The sequence below is a fragment of the Haladaptatus paucihalophilus DX253 genome (genome assembly GCF_000376445.1).
Lineage (GTDB): Archaea > Halobacteriota > Halobacteria > Halobacteriales > Haladaptataceae > Haladaptatus > Haladaptatus paucihalophilus.
The window spans coordinates 712,647-731,756 of record NZ_AQXI01000001.1; the positions used below are offsets into that span (position 1 = coordinate 712,647).

Annotated in this window: 19 protein-coding genes, 1 tRNA gene and 1 pseudogene; 7 read left to right on the forward strand and 14 right to left on the reverse strand. The window is 62.3% G+C overall.

The genetic code is table 11. The features are described 5' to 3' along the window. Window positions 1-316 precede the first annotated feature (316 nt). Window positions 317-1,189, reverse strand: coding sequence for an AAA family ATPase (locus B208_RS24185; protein ID WP_171970507.1), 873 nt, complete (start codon window positions 1,187-1,189; stop codon window positions 317-319). A 308-nt stretch (window positions 1,190-1,497) separates the two neighbouring features. Beyond that, window positions 1,498-1,569: transfer RNA gene (locus B208_RS0104050), tRNA-Ala, on the reverse strand. Between the two features lie 992 nt (window positions 1,570-2,561). On the opposite strand from B208_RS0104050, the gene B208_RS0104055 reads away from it, so the two are divergent. From B208_RS0104055 to B208_RS0104070, 4 genes are read left to right on the forward strand one after another with little or no spacing between them, the layout of a single operon-like run. Further along, complete coding sequence (locus B208_RS0104055) at window positions 2,562-3,026, forward strand: 30S ribosomal protein S15 (protein WP_007980251.1); 465 nt, start codon at window positions 2,562-2,564, stop codon at window positions 3,024-3,026. Beyond that, entirely contained in the window at window positions 3,027-4,190 is a 1,164-nt protein-coding gene (locus B208_RS0104060; protein WP_007980252.1) for a hypothetical protein, read from the forward strand. After that, window positions 4,187-4,426: a KEOPS complex subunit Pcc1 gene (locus B208_RS0104065; protein WP_007980254.1), complete on the forward strand. Its 240-nt coding sequence runs from the start codon at window positions 4,187-4,189 to the stop codon at window positions 4,424-4,426. The genes B208_RS0104060 and B208_RS0104065 overlap by 4 nt, the downstream gene beginning before the upstream one ends. Continuing rightward, on the forward strand, window positions 4,419-5,054 hold the full coding sequence (locus tag B208_RS0104070) for a 30S ribosomal protein S3ae (protein WP_007980256.1): 636 nt from the start codon (window positions 4,419-4,421) through the stop codon (window positions 5,052-5,054). The genes B208_RS0104065 and B208_RS0104070 overlap by 8 nt, the downstream gene beginning before the upstream one ends. A 208-nt stretch (window positions 5,055-5,262) precedes the next feature. On the opposite strand, the gene B208_RS0104075 is transcribed toward B208_RS0104070, so the two are convergent. The 3 genes from B208_RS0104075 to B208_RS0104085 all read right to left on the reverse strand — a co-directional run bounded on the left by B208_RS0104075 (window position 5,263) and on the right by B208_RS0104085 (window position 6,814). Then, window positions 5,263-5,697: a cupredoxin domain-containing protein gene (locus B208_RS0104075; protein WP_007980258.1), complete on the reverse strand. Its 435-nt coding sequence runs from the start codon at window positions 5,695-5,697 to the stop codon at window positions 5,263-5,265. Between the two features lie 206 nt (window positions 5,698-5,903). Then, window positions 5,904-6,329: an adenylyltransferase/cytidyltransferase family protein gene (locus tag B208_RS0104080; RefSeq protein WP_007980260.1), complete on the reverse strand. Its 426-nt coding sequence runs from the start codon at window positions 6,327-6,329 to the stop codon at window positions 5,904-5,906. Beyond that, entirely contained in the window at window positions 6,326-6,814 is a 489-nt protein-coding gene (locus tag B208_RS0104085) for a Mov34/MPN/PAD-1 family protein (RefSeq protein WP_007980262.1), read from the reverse strand. Before B208_RS0104085 ends, B208_RS0104080 begins: the two co-directional genes overlap by 4 nt. Window positions 6,815-6,967: 153 nt before the next feature. Here B208_RS0104085 and B208_RS0104090 point away from each other — a divergent pair, with 153 nt between their 5' ends. Next, window positions 6,968-8,878, forward strand: a complete 1,911-nt coding sequence (locus tag B208_RS0104090) for a DHH family phosphoesterase (RefSeq protein ID WP_018128712.1) — start codon at window positions 6,968-6,970, stop codon at window positions 8,876-8,878. A gap of 13 nt (window positions 8,879-8,891) precedes the next feature. Here the strand turns inward: B208_RS0104090 and B208_RS25155 are convergent, their stop codons facing one another. Next, window positions 8,892-9,989 carry a phospholipase D-like domain-containing protein gene (locus tag B208_RS25155; protein WP_394294988.1) on the reverse strand — a complete coding sequence of 366 codons (1,098 nt, stop codon included), beginning with the start codon at window positions 9,987-9,989 and terminating at the stop codon, window positions 8,892-8,894. A gap of 670 nt (window positions 9,990-10,659) precedes the next feature. On the opposite strand from B208_RS25155, the gene B208_RS23735 reads away from it, so the two are divergent. After that, window positions 10,660-10,905 carry a hypothetical protein gene (locus B208_RS23735; protein ID WP_073096504.1) on the forward strand — a complete coding sequence of 82 codons (246 nt, stop codon included), beginning with the start codon at window positions 10,660-10,662 and terminating at the stop codon, window positions 10,903-10,905. Here B208_RS23735 and B208_RS25175 read toward each other — a convergent pair. The 8 genes and pseudogenes from B208_RS25175 to B208_RS25180 all read right to left on the reverse strand — a co-directional run bounded on the left by B208_RS25175 (window position 10,899) and on the right by B208_RS25180 (window position 17,895). Next, window positions 10,899-11,051 (reverse strand): DUF7837 family putative zinc-binding protein, encoded by a 153-nt coding sequence (locus B208_RS25175; protein WP_007980270.1) that lies wholly within the window; start codon window positions 11,049-11,051, stop codon window positions 10,899-10,901. The two genes, B208_RS23735 and B208_RS25175, sit on opposite strands and share 7 nt — an antisense overlap. Window positions 11,052-11,133: 82 nt before the next feature. After that, window positions 11,134-12,384 (reverse strand): HEAT repeat domain-containing protein, encoded by a 1,251-nt coding sequence (locus tag B208_RS0104110; RefSeq protein ID WP_007980272.1) that lies wholly within the window; start codon window positions 12,382-12,384, stop codon window positions 11,134-11,136. A 57-nt stretch (window positions 12,385-12,441) separates the two neighbouring features. Then, complete coding sequence (locus tag B208_RS0104115; RefSeq protein WP_007980274.1) at window positions 12,442-13,164, reverse strand: protein sorting system archaetidylserine synthase; 723 nt, start codon at window positions 13,162-13,164, stop codon at window positions 12,442-12,444. A 94-nt stretch (window positions 13,165-13,258) separates the two neighbouring features. Beyond that, window positions 13,259-13,834, reverse strand: a complete 576-nt coding sequence (locus B208_RS0104120; protein ID WP_007980277.1) for a DUF447 domain-containing protein — start codon at window positions 13,832-13,834, stop codon at window positions 13,259-13,261. Further along, window positions 13,831-14,667, reverse strand: a complete 837-nt coding sequence (locus tag B208_RS0104125; RefSeq protein WP_007980279.1) for a triphosphoribosyl-dephospho-CoA synthase — start codon at window positions 14,665-14,667, stop codon at window positions 13,831-13,833. The genes B208_RS0104120 and B208_RS0104125 overlap by 4 nt, the downstream gene beginning before the upstream one ends. Next, window positions 14,664-15,407 carry a beta/alpha barrel domain-containing protein gene (locus B208_RS0104130; RefSeq protein ID WP_007980280.1) on the reverse strand — a complete coding sequence of 248 codons (744 nt, stop codon included), beginning with the start codon at window positions 15,405-15,407 and terminating at the stop codon, window positions 14,664-14,666. The genes B208_RS0104125 and B208_RS0104130 overlap by 4 nt, the downstream gene beginning before the upstream one ends. After that, window positions 15,407-16,399 (reverse strand): 2-phospho-L-lactate transferase, encoded by a 993-nt coding sequence (cofD, locus tag B208_RS0104135; protein WP_007980282.1) that lies wholly within the window; start codon window positions 16,397-16,399, stop codon window positions 15,407-15,409. The genes B208_RS0104130 and cofD overlap by 1 nt, the downstream gene beginning before the upstream one ends. Before the next feature lie 41 nt (window positions 16,400-16,440). Then, a pseudogene (locus tag B208_RS25180) lies at window positions 16,441-17,895 on the reverse strand (DUF7537 family lipoprotein). On the opposite strand from B208_RS25180, the gene B208_RS0104150 reads away from it, so the two are divergent. Then, on the forward strand, window positions 17,800-19,044 hold the full coding sequence (locus B208_RS0104150) for an HD domain-containing protein (RefSeq protein ID WP_007980288.1): 1,245 nt from the start codon (window positions 17,800-17,802) through the stop codon (window positions 19,042-19,044). The pseudogene B208_RS25180 and the gene B208_RS0104150 sit on opposite strands and share 96 nt — an antisense overlap. The last annotated feature ends 66 nt before the right edge of the window (window positions 19,045-19,110 follow it).

Consider the following 19,110-nt stretch of genomic DNA (forward strand, 5'->3'; position numbering starts at 1 on the left):
TTCACATAGTCAAACACAAAGTCTTCTACCTTCTCCGAATCCTTCACCCAATCGCTCATTCGCTCTACGTCTTGAGTGATGTTTCCACTTTGTGGCGATTTTCCATCGCACTCGCCATATATTCTATTTTTCAAACTATTGAGTTTAAAACTTGTGTTTGGTTCATTGATTGCGATACCACGAAGAACAGCATTGTACCGATCTCCTTTGGTCCCATCAATAAAATCATATTTTATATTTGTATTTCCTTTTGCAGCACCACTTATCAGATCATATACTGTAGAATAGGTTTTATTTAGGCCACCCGCTACGTTCCTTAGAACCTGTTTAATTGATTGTTCTTTAGAGTTAATTCCAATTCTTTCTCTTGCTCATAATATATGCCATTCTGTGTACAGAATGTATAGCAGAGTTTCTGCATCAGTTGGGGAGACCCAATTGACTCACTTGCAAGAGATTCAATTACTTTTTTATCCACCTTTAAATTCAATTGATCAAAGCCTTTCTTCCCAATCTTTTCTAGATCTGTTTGACTCCACTGCTCTAAACTCACAGAGTCAATCCTTGATGATAAATCAATATCTGCTGATGTGAGTGCATCGGACCGATAATCAATATATCCAACACACATTAACAATCCTCTGTCAAGCCCTTCCTTAATCTGCTCAGCTAGATTTTTATGTATATCGTCAGGTATCTTATGTGCATCATCAATAAATATAACAAATCTCTCTTCCTCATATATTTCAATCACACTGTCCAAACCCAAATCATGCTCTTCAATAATGACCTCAAAGTCTTCTTGAGTTGATGATTTTGTGTACTTTGCTGTAAGTGCTTGAATCGCGGCACCAATACCAAAATGGTCCTTCTTTTTCGTCCCCGTTCGTGTCTCACGTGAGCGCTTGCTAGGTTCCCCTAGTTTTTTCAATACTGACTTCCAGAATCTCTCTTCTGAGTCAATATTATTCCCTCTAATGGTGATCAAATCATCAGGTACTCGATCTACTTCTTGAACAACATGATTAACAAGAGCAGACTTCCCCGATTTTGAAGGGCCTGATAAAGATACAACAGCACTTTCTTTGAACAGGTAATTAGCTAATTCCTCTTCTTTGCCACCATCACGCCTTTCAACATAAGTAATCTCTGGATAGCCACTATCTCGAAATACCTCACTGATTTTCATATTCACATCTCACGTCAAGACTTGATGAATGTTTCTAGTCATTCAGCAGCTGATATCTACTCAGAAGTCACCAAAACAGATTTATGTTATAAATAGATTGTTCATACCTTACTATTATATATCCTTTTCATATTTTAATATTCATCTCCCCACATTTCTCTCCTTTTAAAATCTCCGCGAACGAAGTGAGCGGGCCGACGAGCGACCACCGGGAGCGAGGAGTGCTTTTGATCAACCTTTTACAGGGAGCCAACAGGAGTGGCAACGACAGTTGCCACTCCTGAATGCGACCGTCGTAAAAGGTTGAATGGACTCGCCGGGATTTGAACCCGGGGCCTCTCCCATGCCAAGGGAGTGATCTACCACTGATCTACGAGCCCGCGTCTGCATTCACTTCTTCCGTGCGACCATTGATAAACCTCTCGAAATCGCCCCACCCCCGGCGCGGAGTACCACACCACTCTCCTCGTGTCCCTGATTCCGGTTTTACGTCGGACATGACCACGATACTGACCGCGAGAGCCTCCGTCCGCTTGTCACGTGTTGTTTTTACTGGAACGGTGATTGGCGTCCGTGAGAAGCAGTTTCCGAAAGCCCTCGTCCGCTCGCTACGAAACGAGTTTACTTGCGAGGATGCTCCGAGTGGAGCAACAGTGAACTTGACTCCGAAAGCCCCCGCCCGCTCGCTACGAAACGAGTTTACTTGCGAGGATGCTCCGAGTGGAGCAACAGTGAACTTGACTCCGAAAGCCCCCGCCCGCTCGCGGTCACTCGCCGACATATCGCGGACCTCTCCGCACCGCTCGGTCCGCGATAGTGGCCGTCGAGCTGACCACGCAAGCGCGAGCGGACGGCCCCTTTCAGTCCACCCAAATACCGCAACCGCACAGCACCGCAACGGCCACGCCCTCCCCAACCGATTGCGCTTCTCGGCCTCCGGCCTCCGATGCTCATCCCTCGCGTGATAATCAGCAGGCCCTCGGCCGTGATGGCCTCGGGCCTGCTGGCGCACGCGCCGCGCGGCTGGTCAGTACTCGCGTACCGTCAACGGCATCAAAATCGGCATCGTGTTGTAGCGAGCGTGGCGGGGGCCTTCGAAGACACCATCCCGGTAGTTGTGATTCGACCATTCTTGACTACAACACGTAGCGGGGGTGTTCGACTCCATCCCCGTCGCCGCCGAAACCGTACTCGAATGGAAACCCTTTAACCCGCGAGAACGGAACGCGTCTGTAGGGAACGGCACAGCCGCAAATCCGACTCGTCGTGAGATTTCACGGCTCTGGGATTGCGGACGTGCAACGTGACTCATGTCACGACTGGCGGAACCCACCGCCAGCACAGCGGCTCGTGCAGTTCCTATCCTCAAACAATGGCACGAATGCACACACGACGTCGCGGGTCGTCCGGTTCGGACCGCCCCGTGACCGACGAACCACCGGAGTGGAGCGATGTAGATGCTGACGACGTGGAAGACCGCGTCGTCGAACTCGCGGAGGACGGCTACAGCCCGAGCGAAATCGGGCAGAAGCTCCGCGACGAGGGCGTGACCGGCACGCCGGTCCCGAACGTGAAGCTCGCAACGGGCAAGAAAGTGACCGAAATTCTCGAAGAAAACGACGCAGCGAACGAGCTGCCGGAAGACCTTGAGAACCTGATGGTTCGCGCCGTGCGCCTCCGTGAGCACGTCAACGAGAACGGTCAGGACAAGCAGAACAAACGCGCGCTGCAGAACACCGAGTCGAAGGTTCGCCGCCTGGTCAACTACTACCGCGGCGACAAGATCGACGAGGACTTCACGTACTCCTACGACAACGCGAAAGAACTCCTCGAATAGATGTCCACGTCCGGTCGAACCGCAGCCGAGGACGCCCGAACCGCGAGCGACATCGCCGCGACGCTCCGCGACGCCGACTTCGTTCGGATCGTCGCGCACGCGGACGGCGACGCGCTCGCATCGAGCGGCCTCCTCGCCCGCGCCTGCACGACAGTCGGGATTCCGTTTCAAGTGAGTGCTACCACCTTGCCCACCCGACGAGTCGAGTCCCGTGACGACGAGTGCGTCGTGGCGGTCGGCGCGACGGGCGGCGACGTGGTACTCGCCACACGCCCGACGAGCGCCCTCGCGTTCGATATCGCGGCCGAACTCGGCGGAACCCCCGACCCGGTGCTGGCCCTTGCCGGTGCCGTGGCGACGGGATTCTCGCCGGGTGCGGGCGATACCGCGCGACTGCTCGATGCGGCGGACGGCCGACTGACGCGACGCCCCGGCGTTTCGACGCCGACGGACGACCTCGCGGACGGACTGGCCCATTCGACCCTCTTTCACGCCGGATTCTCCGGCGACGCGGAGGCGGTGCAGGCCGAACTCGCGGAACTCGGCCTGCCGGTCGAACTGGACGACGACGCCCATCGACACGTCGCCTCGCTCGTCGCGTTCTCGGTCGCCGGACCGGCGGACGCGACGCCGCGAGCGGGCGAAACCGTCGAACGGGCGCTTCGTCCGTACGAACTCGGTGACGACCACCCGTTTGCGACGCTCGGCGGCTACGCCGACGTGCTCGACGCGGTGTCTCGGGAACAACCCGGCACCGGCATCGCGCTCGCACTGGGTCACGACGCACGTGCGCCCGCGCTCGACGCGTGGCGGACGCACGCGACGGCGGCCCACGCGGTGCTCCGCGAGGCGACGACGGGTCGATACGACGGCCTGTTCGTCGCCCGGATGGACGACGCACCCGTTGCGACGGCGGCGCGACTCCTCGGCGATTTCAGGTCGCCGGAACCGGTCGCGCTGGTCGTCACCGACGACGAGGCCGCCGCGGTCGCCGTCGGCGACCCGAGGGAGGACGCTGATTCGGACGGCACCGACCTCGGGGACGCCATGCGGCGAGCCGGGTCGCGGCTCGACGGCCACGGAACCGGAAACAGACAGCGGGGATACGCGCGGTTCGACGCGGACGCGAAGGAGTTCCTTTCGGCGTTCCGGGAGGCGCTATGAGACGAGCGACGATTCGAACGGAGCTGGAGGACGCAGAACGCATCGCGGCGGCAGTCGTGCCCGACAACACGCCCGAAATCGATACGAGCGTCGAGGACGGCACGATTGTGACGCACATCGAACGCGAGACGACCGGCGGACTCCAGACGACCATCGACGATTACGTCGTGAACCTCTCGGTGGCAACACAGGTAGTACAGACGGCAAACCAACACACAAACACGAACTATGAGTGAACGATCAGTCTCGAAGAAATCACAGGAAAAGCGGTGGTACACCGTTCTCGCTCCCGAGCAGTTCGACCGAGAGGAGCTTGGAACGACCCCCGCAGACGAACCGGAGAAGGTGCTCGGTCGCACCATCGAAACAACGCTCGGCGAACTGACGAACAACGCCAGCGAAAACAACACGAAGTTGGTCTTCAAGATCAACGACGTTGGTAGTGACGCGGCGTACACGGAGTTCGTCCGCCACGAACTCACCCGCGACTACCTCCGCAGTCTCGTTCGACGCGGCGCCTCGAAGGTCGAGGCGTACGTCACGGTGCTGACCTCGGACGACTACCGCGTCCAGATTCAGCCCGTCGCCTTCACGACGAAGAAGGCGGACCACAGTCAAGAGATGGCCATCCGTCGCACGATGATCGACATCGTGCAGGACGCCGCGAAGGACCACACCTTCCAGGACCTCATCGACAGCGTCGTCGAGGGTCGCCTCTCCAGCGCGATTTACGGCGACGCGAAGACGATTTACCCGCTTCGCCGCGTCGAAATCCAGAAAGCGACGCTGGAAGCCCACCCCGAAGAGGTCGCCGAGGAAGAGGAGACCTCCGTGGACGTGGACGAAGAAGAAGCCGAAGTCTAAGCGACGCTTCGCGTTTCGTTTTTTAATCGAGCAAAAACCGACGGCAGTTATTTCGCGGTCAATCGACGGCAGTTATTTCGCGGTCAATCGACGGCAGTTATTTCGCGGTCAATCGACGGCAGTTATTTCGCGGTCAATCGACGGCAGTTACTTCGCGGTCAATCGACGGCAGTTACTTCGCGGTCAATCGACGGCAGTTACTTCGCGGTCACTTCTCTTTGACGACGATGGTCCCGGACATGCCCGCTTTCTCGTGCGGAATGCAGAAGTAGGCGTAGTTTCCGGGTACCGTGAACGTGTGCTCGAACGTCGTCCCTTGGTCTACCGCACCTTTGCCGTCCATCCACGCGTCGCGGGCGGTCTGCTCGTCGTCGTAGCCGCCGGAGGCGAAGTACTCGGCGTCCTCCGGGATGCCGTCCTCGTAGGCGGTGACGGTGTGGCGTCGCATTCCCGTGTTTTTCCAGACGACGGTCGTTCCGGCTTCCACCTCGAACGTCTCCGGGTGGAACGCCATCGCGCTCATCCCGATGTCGAAGTCGCCATCCGAACCGGACCCGGACCCCATGTTCATCACGCTCGAACACCCTGCCAAGGTGGCGGATGTCGCGCCGACGACTCCGGCCAAAAACGCTCGGCGGTTCATGCTTTACGCTCTGATTTCCCGTCGTATATGTCTCTCGAAACGTGATTCAGCGGGGCACACCACGAACGATACCGACCAGCATCGACCAGTATCGACCAACATCGCACGGAACGAAGCTGATCTCCATCGAACGGTACCAATCAGTGTTAATCAGTGCTAATCAGTGCCAATTAGTACCAATCAGTACCAGACGGTCGGGTCCGAATTCAGCAGCGCTCCTCGCAGATTCGATCGATGATTCGACCGGTCGAGAGCAGTTCGTCGTCGTCGGGGTCCAGCGGCGAAGCGCGCCGAACGACGCACTCGATTCCGCGTCGATCGAGTTCGGCCTCGATGGCCGCGTCGTCGTGGTGCTGGTCGTAGCCCAACACGATGATGTCCGGGTCGAGGTCTTCGATGGGGGAAAAGATGTCCTCGGGGTGGCCGACGAGCGCGTCGTCCACGACGCCGAGCGCTTCTATCATGTCCCGGCGTTGGCGATTCGACAGAATCGGTGGTTCCTTGTGCGTTACGTTCTCCCGACGCGCGATGATGACCGACAGTCGGTCGCCCATCCCCGCGGCGTCGCGGAGGTAGTGGACGTGGCCGGGGTGAAGGATGTCGAAGGTTCCCTGTGCGAGTACGTGTGTCACTTATCTCTCAGCTCCTCGTCGATGTCCGCCTGCGTGAAGTCGAAGAACGATTCCGCCTCGGGCAGTTCCACGTCGAGCACGTCGAGTCGCTGTGGCTCTCCGTGTCGGTCGAACGCCTGCCAACTGTTTCGCTCGTAGGGCGCGCCGATGATGATGTGGACCGCTCCCTTCTGGAACGTCCCCAAATCCGTATCGCTCGGCCTGAGGACGCCGTTCGGGTGCGAGTGCACCGACCCGACCGCCCGGATGTCGTTGGGGATGGTGCTCGTCTTCACCGTCGCGCTGACGCTGTTCGACTCGGTGCCGGGCATGACGAGTACGTCGGTGATGACGAGGCCGTCGCGGTCGAGGCCGAGTTTCCTCGCCTCCTCGCCACGGAGATAGCCCATGTACTCGTTCGGATGGGCATCGCGGGAGGCTTCGAGCGCGAACGTCAGTGCGCCCTCCGCGATACCGAGAATTTCGTTCGACCGGAACAGCCGCATGTGCTACACTCCGTCCGCCCGCGTTCTAAACGTTGCGAAGGGAGCGGGTCGTCTCTGGCGGGGCGAATCGTCGTGAACGACTGTGGTGGAATCGGTTCGCGGGCGGAGCAGTTGCAAAGCGTTAAAAATAGTGCGGCCGAAAGAACGCACAAGATGAATCCCGCTGAAGACGGTCCCGATGGTGGACCGGATACTCCCGTCGTGTACGAACTCGCGGCGGACTGTACTCTCTCCGATGCGTCTGAGGGCGAGCTGTATCACGCTGTCGTCAACGGTGTCGTCGACTACGGCGTGTTCGTCGACCTCTCCGACTCGGTTTCCGGTCTCGTTCACGAATCGAATCTCTCTACCTCGTACGACGTCGGCGACGAACTCGTCGTCGAACTCGTCGAAGTACGCGATAACGGCGACCTGAGTTTCACGCCGGTCGATATCGACGACCCCGAAACCGTCGCCGTCGCCCACGAGTACGAGGTCGCCGAAACCGGCAGCCTCGGCGAGCAGGTCGGTGACACCGTCCACCTCGAAGGCGAAGTCGTCCAGATAAAACAGACGGGCGGCCCGACCATCTTCCACGTCAGCGACCACACGGGTGTCGTCCCCTGTGCCGCGTTCGAGGAGGCGGGCGTCCGTGCACATCCCGAAATCGATATCGAGGACCTCGTACACCTCGTCGGCGTCGTCGAAGAACGCGACGGTGCGCTGCAGGTCGAAGTCGCGTCCCTCACCGCGCTGGAAGGCGAGGAAGAGGACGTCGTTCGCGACCGAATCGAGACGGCGCTCGACGAGCGAGCGGAACCCCACGACGTGGAGCCGCTCATCGAGTGGCCCGCGCTCGAACAGCTGTTCCCCGACCTCGAAGAAATCGCAAAACAGCTCCGTCGCACGGTGCTCGAAAGCCGACCGATTCGCGTTCGGCACCACGCCGACGGTGACGGTATGTGCGCGAGCCTCCCGGTCGAACTCGCTCTGCGCCGCTTCATCGAGGAGACCCATCAAGCGCCCGAGGCCAAGCGCCACCTGTTCAAGCGCCTGCCGAGCAAGGCACCGTTCTACGAGATGGAGGACGTGACCCGCGACCTAAACTTCGCGCTCGAAGATCAGGCCCGACACGGCCAGAAGCTCCCCCTTCTGCTCATGCTCGACAACGGAAGCACGGAGGAGGACGTCCCCGCGTACGCCAACCTCGCACACTACGACATCCCGATTCTCGTGGTCGACCACCACCACCCCGACCCCGAGGCGGTGGACCCCTATATCGACGGCCACGTCAACCCGTATCTCTACGACGAGGATTACCGCATCACGACGGGGATGATGTGCGTCGAACTCGCGCGGATGATATGGCCCGACATCACGGACGAGCTCCGCCACGTTCCCGCGGTCGCGGGAATCTCCGACCGCTCCAAGGCCGACGCGATGACGGAGTACGTCGAACTCGCCGAGTCGGAAGGCTACGACGAGGAGTTCCTCTCGGACATGGGTGAAGCGCTCGATTACGGCGCGTTCTGGCTGAAGTACGACCCCGGACGGAACCTCATCAACGACGTGCTCAACGTCGGTTGTGACGACGAGGAACGCCACCGCGAACTCGTTTCGTTCCTCTCCAACCGCGCCGAGGAGGACACCGAACAGCAACTCGACGCCGCGATGCCCCACGTCAAACACGAACGATTGGCGAGCGAGGCGCATCTCTACCGCGTTGACGTCGAAAATCACGCTTACCGGTTCACCTACCCTCCGCCAGGAAAGACGACCGGTGAAATCCACGACCGCAAGGTCAAGGAGACGGGCGAACCCGTCATCACCATCGGCTACGGCCCGGACTTCGCTGTCCTCCGAAGCGACGGCGTGCGCCTCGACATCCCCGAGATGGTCACGGAACTCAACGAGGAGGTCGTCGGCGGCGGCGTCAGCGGCGGCGGCCACCTCGTCGTCGGGAGTATCAAGTTCGTCAAGGGCATGCGCGAGCAGGTGCTCGACGCGCTCGTCGAAAAGATGGCCGACGCGGAACTCGACGAGGACCTGCAGAGCACGACGGTCGGACACCAGCAAGACGACTGAACTCCCCGCTGGCTTAGCGTTCTGACTCGAATCGAACCTCCCGTTTTGCGATCCATACCGCGCCAGCGACGCCGACTACGACGAACGCGGCGAGACCGACCGGGAACGTCTTTTCGCCATCTCCCCAGTCGGCCGTGAACACGCGTCCGTAGTACGCACCGGCCGCGTCCCCGTGGAGGACGACGGCGACTTCCCGGTTCTCGCGGGCAGAATGGTTGTTCCAGTTCAGGCTGCCGACGACGACGTGTCGTCCGTCCACGACGACGCCCTTGGCGTGAATTTTCTCGTAGCCGTCCGGGTCGGCGAGTTTTACGTGGAGGGGAAGTCCCTCGTCGTCCGCCCGTTCGTTCAACCAGTCGGCGACCCGCCGGTTGTCGTCGCGGACGTACCACGCGCTGCTGAGGAGGATTTTGACTTCGACGCCGCGGCGGGCGGCGGCGAGCGTCGCGCGGACGAACGGTTGGCCGATGCCGCCTGCCGTCATCTGCTGGACGCAAATCGACTCGTTCGCCGACCGAAGGAGCGAGAGGACGCCCGATTCGGCGTTGTCGGGCGCGACGAGAACGCTCACGGAATCGACGGGGACGCGCTTCGGACGAAACCGCGTCGGGTAGCTTCCGTTCGCGGGCGAGGCGGGGGTGAAGGACCGCCCGGCCCTGAACTTCGACCACGAAACCGTGTCGTTCCACGACGTGTCGGCGACGAACACCTCCCGGAGGTCGGTAGCGGCGTCGCGGCCGACGACGACGCCCCAGCCGCGACTGGCGTGGCCGCCGACCCCCGCTGGTTTCCAGTTCTCGGTCAATACGACGGCCTCGTCGTCCGCGACGGCGTACTTCGCGTGATGGAAGTCGTACCGCCCCAGTTTTCCGCCGATGACTTCGACGGTGACGCCGTGAGCGGCGAGGTCGTCGAGGACGGTCGCCTCCCGCGTCGATAGACCGCCGACCGGCGCGTCATCGACGACGACGTGAACGTCCACGCCCCGGTCGGCCGCCGCGATGAGGACGTCCGCGATGCGACGGGAGGTGAACGAGTATCCGGCCAATAGGATTCGATGACTCGCATTCCGGAGGACGTGCGCGGGGACCTCCGGGTCGTCCGGGAGCACGAACGCGCGGACGCTCGTGGCGTCGGCGCGAGCGATTGATAGGTTCGTCGCGCCCAAGGGACGCCACTTCTTCGTCTTCGGTCGCCAGCATTCCCCGTCCGGGGCATCGGCGTAGCTGACCACGTCCACGCGCTGGGGAACAGTCTCGTTTCGCCACAACGTGATCGTTTCACCCGAATTCGCGAGCGAGAGGTTTGAGAGCGGGAGGGTTCGAAACGAGGTGAGCGATTGGGTACGGTTCGGTGCCGTGGAGAACGCGATACGCCCCGAGACGGTTCGGTCCGGGAGGTCGGCGGTCGCTTCGCCGTCCGAAATCGCCCACTCCGAGAGGTTCGTTCGGTTCTGGAAGGCTACGAGGACGAACTCCCCCGCATCGTCCATCGCCACCGGATTCGGGTACACGGCGACGATTCTCGGCGTGCGGTTCGTCGAGGATGATGCGGAGGCAGAGACGGACGCCGAGGATGATGCGGAGGCCGAGACAGGGGTCGATGCCGTGGGGGGAGTTGTCCCCGGTCCCGACCCTATCCCGGACGCCGATACCGGGGAGACGGCGAGCACCAAGAGGAGCGCGAACGCGACTTTGGCGGACACGGAGCGAAGTGGTTTCGTCTTCCAATATAAACGCTCGGAGCGGTGGATTTTTGTCCGCTACCTTCGCCCACTCTGTATGGTCGACGTTCCGATTATACTCGAACTGGCGGGATATGCGTTGGGTGCTCTCGGTGCAGTTCTCGTCTTCTTCGAGTTCTTTCAGGTACCGAACTACATCGAGTATGACCCTGATTACAACGACTACACCCTCGACATCTCGCCGATGGAAGTCAGACAGTACACGTGGATCGGTCGCGTCGGTGCGTTCTGTCTCGCCCTCGCGTTCGCGCTCGAATTCTTTGCGACGTTCCTCGCTCAGTGAGCGGGGTGAACGATATCCTCGCAGGACGGACATTCGGCGAATCGTTCTGACCCATCCTCGGTGTCGTACTCGATGAGAAGATAGCCACTGGTGATACTGTTTCCGCAGTTCGGACACATACCGAGACGGGAAGATTCGGTCGCCATGAACCTCTCGGCGAGAAAAAACGGATTCGGGGGACTTCGTTATTGACCGATTATACAGCGGTAAGGAGTGCTTACTGGCCGATTACAGCGCCTTTTCCGCTTCGCTCTGGACGATGTACGCGCGGTCGTCGGAGTAGTCGCGCACCGCGTCGAGCGCGCTTTCGGTGCCGATTTGGTTCAACGCCCACGCGGCGCTCGCTCGAACGGAGTCGGAGTCGTCGTTTTCGAGCGTGTCCGCGAGTGGCTCGATGGCGCGCGTGTCGCCGATGCGACCGAGTGCGCGTGCGGCGTAGCTTCGAACGTCCACATCGTCGGCGACGAGTTGGTCCGCGACCTCTTGGGTCACTTCGTCGCTTCCGATTTCGCCGAGCGCCTTGATGACCGTCTTTGCCATGCCGGGGTCGGCGTCGACGTAATCGATGATGGTGTCGATGGCGTCCTCGCTGCCGGTCTTGCCGAGGATACGGATGGCGTCCTTGTCGCGCCGCTGGGCGCGCTGGAGCATGGGTTCCACGGCGTCCTCATTGCCCATCCGTTCGAGCGCTTCGAGGCAGTGACGTTCCATGAAGTTCGACTGAAGGGAATCGAGCGCGAGGAGCACCATGTCGGCTCGGTTGCGCTTCTCCCAGACCTTGAGTGCGCCCCACTCAGGCGGGTAATCCTTGCGGTGGTCGAGCACGTCGTAGTACCCTTCGGCTTCGAGTTGCTCGCGGGTGGACAGGTCGCTCCACTCTTCGGCGTCGTCGACGCCCGACTGCAGTTCCTCGGTCGCTTCGACGAGCGTTTCAAGGGTGTCCGCGTCCTCGTCCGGGTCGAGGTCTGCGTCGCCGATGGCGGTCGCCGCGGTTCCGAGGATTTCGGCGAGGTCGTCCGCGTTGCGCGAGAGCGTCACGCTGAAATTCGTCCCGAGCGCGTCCTGTACCGTCTCGGCGAAGGATTCGACGACGGTGACGAGTTCTTCACTCCCGTCGTCGGTCCAGCGGGTGTCCGTGATGGTCGCCGCCGCGTCTTCCACGTCGCTGATGACGTCTTCCGCGTACGGCCCGCGCTGGTCTTCGAGTTCGTCGCGGAGGTCCGAGAGGCGCGTTTCCAGTTCCTCGCGCGGGTCCTCCGCGTCCTCGTCGTCCTCGTCCGGTTCGGGGAGGTCAGCGCTTTCGAGCAGTCCCTCGATTTTGTCGAGTTGCGCTTCTACGACGTCGAGTTCGGCCTCCGTTTCGGCGTCTTCGAGTTCGGCTTCCGCGCTTTCGAGTTGCTCCTCTACGGTCTCCGCACTGACGAGTTCCGTCTCTTGGGCCTCGGAGTCCTGCGTCTCCTCGGCGTCTTCGTCGCTCATGCGTCCACCCCCGGCTGTACCGTTGCTCTCATATGCGAAAAATTCGGACCGTAGCCGTCAAGAGCGTTTCCCTTCTGTCGTCTTCGCCGGGGGGGTCTTCCCCTCCGTCTCGCGCCAGTAGAATCCCGGCCCGAGGACGAGGTAGGCCAGCGCGAGCGTCAACAGGGCGTACGGAAACGCCCGTCCCTTAAAACCCGGCACGAGGATGGCGAGCGAGTGGACGACGCCCATGATGAGCGCGTCGCGGGCCAACAGGTCGGGATAGGTTATCGTCGAGACCATCAGTCCCGCGAGGACGAACGTGAGCGCGACGACCACGATGGGGTCGGTGAAGCCCGCGAGGACGCCCGCGGCGAGGATGACGGACGCGAGCGTCGTCGGAATCCCCTCGGTCACGTCGTCGTCGGTGTCGTAGGCGGTGTACAGCCCGAGCCTGACGATGGCCATGGCGACGAACAGCGCCCCGCCGAGCGTCGCAATCGCCACGCGAAGCGGGTCGTAGCCCCACGTCTGGCGCACGACGGCGACGACCAGCATCGCCGGTGCGACCGAGAACGAGGCCACGTCGGCCAGCGAATCGAGATACGGCCCGGCCGCGGAACTGCCGACGTGGCGGGCGAGCACCCCGTCGAGTCCGTCCGCGACGGCGGCGAGCAGGACGAGGCGCGCGGCCAGCCTCGGGTTCGCGGTGGCGACCGAAACCGCCAGAAAGCCGAGCGCGGCGTTCGATACTGTCACCGCGTCGGCGAGCGAAAGCCGACCCACGAACCGGGGTTTCATACTCGGCGGGTAGTGCGAGCGTGGGTGATACCTCTTTTGAAATCCCCCCGACCCATCGGCGGACGGAGGGGTCGAAATCACCGACGAACGCGGCTCACCACTCGACGAATTCCCGAATCCGGTCGAACGCGGCTCGCTCGCGCTCGCCGCCGCACGTCCGCGCGACCTCCTCGAAGTAGTCCAACCGAGAGCGGAGGTCCGCGTCGTCGAACCCGTCCACCCCCAGCCGGGACGCCGCTACCGTCGCCTCCACGACCGCCGCGAAACCGCGGTCCGTCAGCGGCACCCGCCGCTCTCGAACCCTCGACTCGACCGGCGTCAGTTCCCACTCCTCCCAGCGCGTGCCGTCGGTTTCCCCCGCTCCAATCTGTTCGGCCTCGACTTCGACCCACGCGTCCGCGGAATCGAGGACCGGCTCTTCGTCCTCCCGAATCGAGAGCGCGGCCTCCGCGAAATCCACGGGGTCGCGGGTGAACTGGACGACGCCGCCGCCCTGCCGGTGAAAGTTCCGCCGCGTCCGGGTGTTGCCCCACGTCCGGGCGGTTACCGGGGCGGAGGCACCCGCGTGGAGGCCGAGCGCGGCCGCGTTCCACAACCCGTTCGGTCCGAGCGTCGTGACGACGGATTCGGTCACGCCGCGCAGTTCGACCGGCCAGTCTGCGTCGCTCACGGCGAGACGCCCCGTTCCAACGCGACGAACAGGCCTCCGGCCACGATGTCGGCGGTCGTGCCGGGGTTGATTCCCTCCTCGACCAACGAGTCGGCGAACGCCGTGACGAGTTCCGAGTTCCCCTCGCGCGCCTCCTGAAGCGCTTCCTGGGCCCGGACGAGGACGCTCTCGGCGACCTTCTTCCCGTGGCGTTTCGCCACGAAGGTGTCCGGTTCGTGGGCGAGGAATTCGAGGTACACCTGCGCCGCGCGGGCGGAGATACCGCCGTCCAGTTCGGCGATTCGTTCGCTCGCTTGGAACGTGCGCGGGAACCCGTTCGTCCATTCGCGGGCGATGCCGTCCTTGTCGGCGCTCAGTTCCATCACGTCGTAAAGCGTCGTGTCGGCCTCCCTGAGGGCCGAAACCGCGCTGCTTCCGCGGCGAACGTCGAACTCGTCCATCCCCTCGGGCGGGTCCGAGACGGCCACATCGACGTGTTCGAACGCGCGATAGAATCCCTCGGCGTCCTCGACCGTCGTTTCCTCCACGACCTCCGTCACACTCTCGGGGGATAACTCGTCGGCTTTCACCAGCGGAACCAACAACAGCAACGCGCCGAACTGGGTGTTGCCACCCTCTTGGTGACTCATTCCCTCGACGGCCTGCTCGAACGCCTCGCCGACCGGCTTTCCTTCCTCGGCGGCCCTGAGTCCTGCACCGGACCCGATGGCCCCGGCGAGGAAGTGCTCGAAGCGCAAGTCGGGGAAGTCCCGGTCCCGGTCCACGTTTCCGGGTTTCGGCGTCCCGGCGACCTCCAGCAACAGCGCCAGTTGGGCGTGTTCGGCGGGCGTCATACCGCCACCTCCGCGAACCACTCGTCGGTCGCACGACGGACGCGGGCGAGCACCTCGGGGTCGTCGCTCGGTCGTCCGACGCTCACCGCGTCCGCGCCGTAGTCGAGGTATTCGGCGACCGTTTCCTCGTCGCGGACGCCGTTGTTCGCCACGAGGAAGCAGTCGGTGGCGTCCGCGACGTCCCTCACGACGTGTTCCGAATCCATCGCGTCGAGGTGGACGATTTCCGCACCCCCGTCCACGGCCTGCCGTACGACCTTCGGAAGGTCCACGCCGGGAACTTCGGTTCGAACCTTGACGCTTACCGTAGCCCCCGTTTCGGCGGCCGCGTGAACCTGCTCGCGGAGGCGGTCCGTGGTCCGGAGGAGGGACTGCCCGGCACCGACCGCGCACATCTCTTCCTGTCGGCAGTGGGCGTTGAGTTCCAGTATCGCGCCGTGACGTTCGCACACGTCCCCGACGGCGCGAATCGGCGGAAGGGTGGCGGAGCGGACGTTGACGCCGGGGCGAATCGGCACGTCCGCGAGCGCGGCGAGTTGCTCGTCCACGAACGAAACGGGGTCGTCCGGCAGGAACTCGTTTCGGTTGCGCGACACCAACTGCCTCGCCGCTTTCCGCGTTTCGTCGTCCAGCGCGATACCGCCCAGGAACGCCGCGCCGACGTGTTCCGACGCGGTGCGCGCCCAGTCCGCATCTGACTCTCCACTGAGGCTGGCGAGCGCGACCCGTGGCTCGAACATCAGGCCACCTCCAGCGCGTCGCTCACCGCGCGGGCGACGCGCGCCGCGTCCGCCGCGTCGTCCATCTTCGTGTCCGTTCGAACCGTCGGGCGGTCGAGCGTCGTTCCGTCCTCGTCGTCCAGGACGAGGGCATCGACGAACGGGTACGCCTCCGCCACGCCCGCCGTGCTCGGTTGGTAGCCGACCGCCTCCATCAGTTTCGCCGCGGGTCCGGAGAAGGCGCGGTCCTCGACGAACGGCGACACCGCGACCACGGTGGTCGATTCGAGCGCGTCGCGGATGGCGTCGATGGCGAGCATCGGGCCGATGCTCGTCACCGGATTCGACGGGCCGATGACGACCGGTTCGTCCGTCAGCGCGTCGAGGGCGGCGGGCGACGGTCGGGCCTCGCTCGCGCCGCGGAACTCGACGTCCGTGACCGCCGGTTCGCCGCCGCGTGCGACCCAGAACTCCTGAAAGTGCATCTCCCCGTCGGGCGTGTGGATGATGCTCGCAACGGGGTCGTCGCTCATCGGAACGACGTCCGTCGGCGAATCGAAGGCGTCGGCCAGAATCCGCGTCGTCTCGGTGAGCGTCTTCCCTTCGTCCAGCAACCCCGTCCGTGTAACGTGCACCGCCCGGTCGCGGTCGCCGAGGAGCATGAACTCCGCGACGCCCGAGAACCGCCGCCAACGAGAGATGTCCCGTCCGCTCGTCTGCCGGTCGTCCGAGAGGTACCGCGGTCCTCCGTCGAGTCCTGCCGACTCAGCGAGGCGATGGAGTTCGTCGTGAGTCGCCGTCGTGTCGTCGGCGATTCCCCACCACAGTTCGCGGTCGAGGACGTCCCCTTGCTGGAACAACACCGTGTCGATGTCGGGACAGACGAGGAGGCCGCCGAGTTCGACGTCATCCCCCGTGTTGCCGACGACGGTCGTCTCGGCGCGCGAAACGACCGACTCGGACCCCTCCAACAGTTTGGGGGTGCCCGTCCCCCCTGAGAGAAACGTGACCATACACGGAGGTGGTTGCGCGTTCGTCTAAATCCTTGCCCTCGTCACTCCCACAGGGACTGCCACGTCTCCCGGTTCATCACGAGATACGTTCCATCACCGTCGATGCTCGCCCGAGCGACGTTGGCACTGGTATCGACGGTGGTCGATAGCCGTACGAACGTCTGTAACTCCCGGTCGTACTCGAATATCACTACGTTCCGATTCTCATCGAACATCCCGGAGTCGTCGTACGAAAGTTCGATTTTCTCGGGAGTGATTTCGCGCGACGTTCGGACGGACACGAGGGCGGAGACCTGTGCTTTCCGAAATCCGTCGCCATCGGTGTCCCAGATCCCGCCCGTCTGTCGTTCGAGTTCGACGTCTTCGATTGCGTACCGTGGCCCGGTGACGGTTATCGTCGCGCCGAGCGAGTCGTCTCGGACGGTCTCCGTTACCGTCTCCGAGTAGTTCGTCCGGGCGTCCTCGGACCCACCCTCTTTCGCTTCCGACAGCCAAGCGGGTCGTGTTACGGTCGTGGTACCGATGTCTCGATAGACCGACCGCATTCGCCCCTCTATCGGTCCTCCTTCCGTCCGTACCACGAAGTGAAAGTCGAATCGCTTCAGGACACCGTTGTCCGTCACGTACAGCTCCACCGACGCGTTCGTCAAGTTCGCTCGGTCGAATCCGAAAATACGCTTCTCCCCGTCGGCCGTAAACGCGCTCACGTTCGAAGCGACGTAGTGGTGCGTTTTCGTCCCGGAGGAACGCTCGACGCCGCGGTATTCGAAACGGGTGCCTTCGACGTACGCCGTGAGATTCGGGCGAAGGGACGTAGAGATACTGTCATCCGACCTCGTTCGACTGTACGAGACACCCATATCGTCGCCGAAGGACGTTCGCTAATACCCTTCCCCGGACGGAGCGACGTACGTTCGTATCGACTGAGCACCGGCTGTCCCGGACCAGTTTTGCGAGCGGCGTAGTTCTCCCGCCTCGACGTTCACTCGCGTCGTGGTGTTCACCCACCGATACTCGTCCGTGTTCCTACTTTGGAGATAGAACTGTTCTTCCGCGGTGAAACTCCCAGCGGCGCGGAGGGCGTTTTCGTTACCATCGACGAGTTCGTCGCTCGAAAGCGGGAGGTCGTAAATCAGACCGGTCGTCGCTGTGCCGGTGGGAGCGGTAGTCGCCGTGTTGGTGGTCTGCGTTGCCAACTCAGTCGGGTCACCGTTCCCCCCTGTACATCCCGAGAACGAGACGACGAGAAGGAGAAGCGCAGCGACTTTTGCGGGTGAACGTAGTTTCATCGAGTAGAACAAGACAGACCGTACACATATATCACAGTCTCCACTATCACTGACGATAATCACCACTGCCGTCCTTCGGTTTTTATACCATGACGGGCCAACGTTCACGTAATGAAGACTATCAAGGACAGCGTTCACGACCACATCGAGGTCGTCGGCGTTGCGAACGACCTCCTCGATACGCACGCGGTCCAGCGATTGCGACATATCACGCAACTCGGAACGGCTCGTCTCGTCTACCCCTCCGCAAACCACACCCGATTCGAGCACAGCCTCGGCGTGTACCATCTGGCCCGCGAAGCCCTCACCAATCTCGGTATCGAAGGCGTGCAGGCAGAACGCGTCCGGGCGGCCGCCCTCCTCCACGATATCGGCCATTCGCCGTACAGCCACACCATCGAGGAACTCATCCACCGCCGGACGGGCAAATACCACGACGACGTTCACGACCTCCTCGCGGACACTGAAGTCGGCGACATCCTCCGCGACCACGACTTGGACCCGGACACCATCGCCGGACTCATCGCGGGCGAGGGGGAACTCGGACAGGTCGTCTCCGGCGAACTCGACGTGGACCGGATGGACTATCTCGTCCGCGACGCCCACCACACCGGCGTTCCCTACGGCACCATCGACCACGAGCGACTGACGCACGAACTGACGTTCTTCGACGGGAAACTCGTCCTCGCGGAGGGGAACGTCCAGACGGCAGAGAGCCTGCTCGTCGCCCGTGCCCTGATGAATCCGACGGTGTACAACCACCACGTCACGCGAATCAGCAAGTCGATGCTCCAGCAGGCGAGCGAGCGACTCCTCGACGCGCCCGATATCGACGCCGAGCAGTTGCGACGAATGGACGACCACGACCTGCTGGTCGCGCTCCGAACGAACCCGGAAACCGCCGAACTCGCCCGACGGTTGTCGGACCGCGACCTCTACAAACGCGCCGTCTGGGCGGAGATGGTGGACGTCTCGGACGACATCATCGACGCGGATCACGAGACCATTCGGGAGTACGAAGACGACATCGCGGCGGACGCGGGCGTCGATTCGGAACACGTCACGCTCGACGTTCCGAGCCGACCGAAGATGACCGAATCGTCGTCGCGGGTCGTCGTCAACGGCGAGATTCGGCCGCTCGCCAAGCAATCGACGCTGGTGCGGGCGCTCCAGCAGGTCCAACGCGACCAGTGGCGACTCGGCGTGTACACTCCGGCGGAGACGACGGAGGCGGTCGGACACGCGGCCGAACGCGTCCTCGGGTTGGAGACCGACGGCGCGCTCGTCAGCGACATCCGGACCGGCGTCCGGACGACGTTGACCGACTTCGAGGCGGACGAAGGGGACAAGGAGTGACCGAACGCCGAAACCGACGGATTTGGACGGGACGAGGCGTTTAAGTCCGACAACTGATAATCGGCA

Excerpts from the sequence above, each read along its gene's own strand:
- B208_RS0104115 (WP_007980274.1), bottom strand. The coding sequence starts at position 13,164 with ATGAAACCCCGGTTCGTGGGTCGGCTTTCGCTCGCCGACGCGGTGACA.
- B208_RS0104090 (WP_018128712.1), top strand. The coding sequence starts at position 6,968 with ATGAATCCCGCTGAAGACGGTCCCGATGGTGGACCGGATACTCCCGTC.
- B208_RS0104110 (WP_007980272.1), bottom strand. The coding sequence starts at position 12,384 with ATGAGCGACGAAGACGCCGAGGAGACGCAGGACTCCGAGGCCCAAGAG.
- B208_RS0104070 (WP_007980256.1), top strand. The coding sequence starts at position 4,419 with ATGAGTGAACGATCAGTCTCGAAGAAATCACAGGAAAAGCGGTGGTAC.
- B208_RS0104130 (WP_007980280.1), bottom strand. The coding sequence starts at position 15,407 with ATGTTCGAGCCACGGGTCGCGCTCGCCAGCCTCAGTGGAGAGTCAGAT.
- B208_RS0104065 (WP_007980254.1), top strand. The coding sequence starts at position 4,187 with ATGAGACGAGCGACGATTCGAACGGAGCTGGAGGACGCAGAACGCATC.
- B208_RS0104060 (WP_007980252.1), top strand. The coding sequence starts at position 3,027 with ATGTCCACGTCCGGTCGAACCGCAGCCGAGGACGCCCGAACCGCGAGC.
- B208_RS0104125 (WP_007980279.1), bottom strand. The coding sequence starts at position 14,667 with ATGACGCCCGCCGAACACGCCCAACTGGCGCTGTTGCTGGAGGTCGCC.
- cofD (WP_007980282.1), bottom strand. The coding sequence starts at position 16,399 with ATGGTCACGTTTCTCTCAGGGGGGACGGGCACCCCCAAACTGTTGGAG.
- B208_RS0104055 (WP_007980251.1), top strand. The coding sequence starts at position 2,562 with ATGGCACGAATGCACACACGACGTCGCGGGTCGTCCGGTTCGGACCGC.
- B208_RS0104085 (WP_007980262.1), bottom strand. The coding sequence starts at position 6,814 with ATGCGGCTGTTCCGGTCGAACGAAATTCTCGGTATCGCGGAGGGCGCA.
- B208_RS23735 (WP_073096504.1), top strand. The coding sequence starts at position 10,660 with ATGGTCGACGTTCCGATTATACTCGAACTGGCGGGATATGCGTTGGGT.
- B208_RS0104075 (WP_007980258.1), bottom strand. The coding sequence starts at position 5,697 with ATGAACCGCCGAGCGTTTTTGGCCGGAGTCGTCGGCGCGACATCCGCC.
- B208_RS25175 (WP_007980270.1), bottom strand. The coding sequence starts at position 11,051 with ATGGCGACCGAATCTTCCCGTCTCGGTATGTGTCCGAACTGCGGAAAC.
- B208_RS24185 (WP_171970507.1), bottom strand. The coding sequence starts at position 1,189 with ATGAAAATCAGTGAGGTATTTCGAGATAGTGGCTATCCAGAGATTACT.
- B208_RS0104150 (WP_007980288.1), top strand. The coding sequence starts at position 17,800 with ATGAAGACTATCAAGGACAGCGTTCACGACCACATCGAGGTCGTCGGC.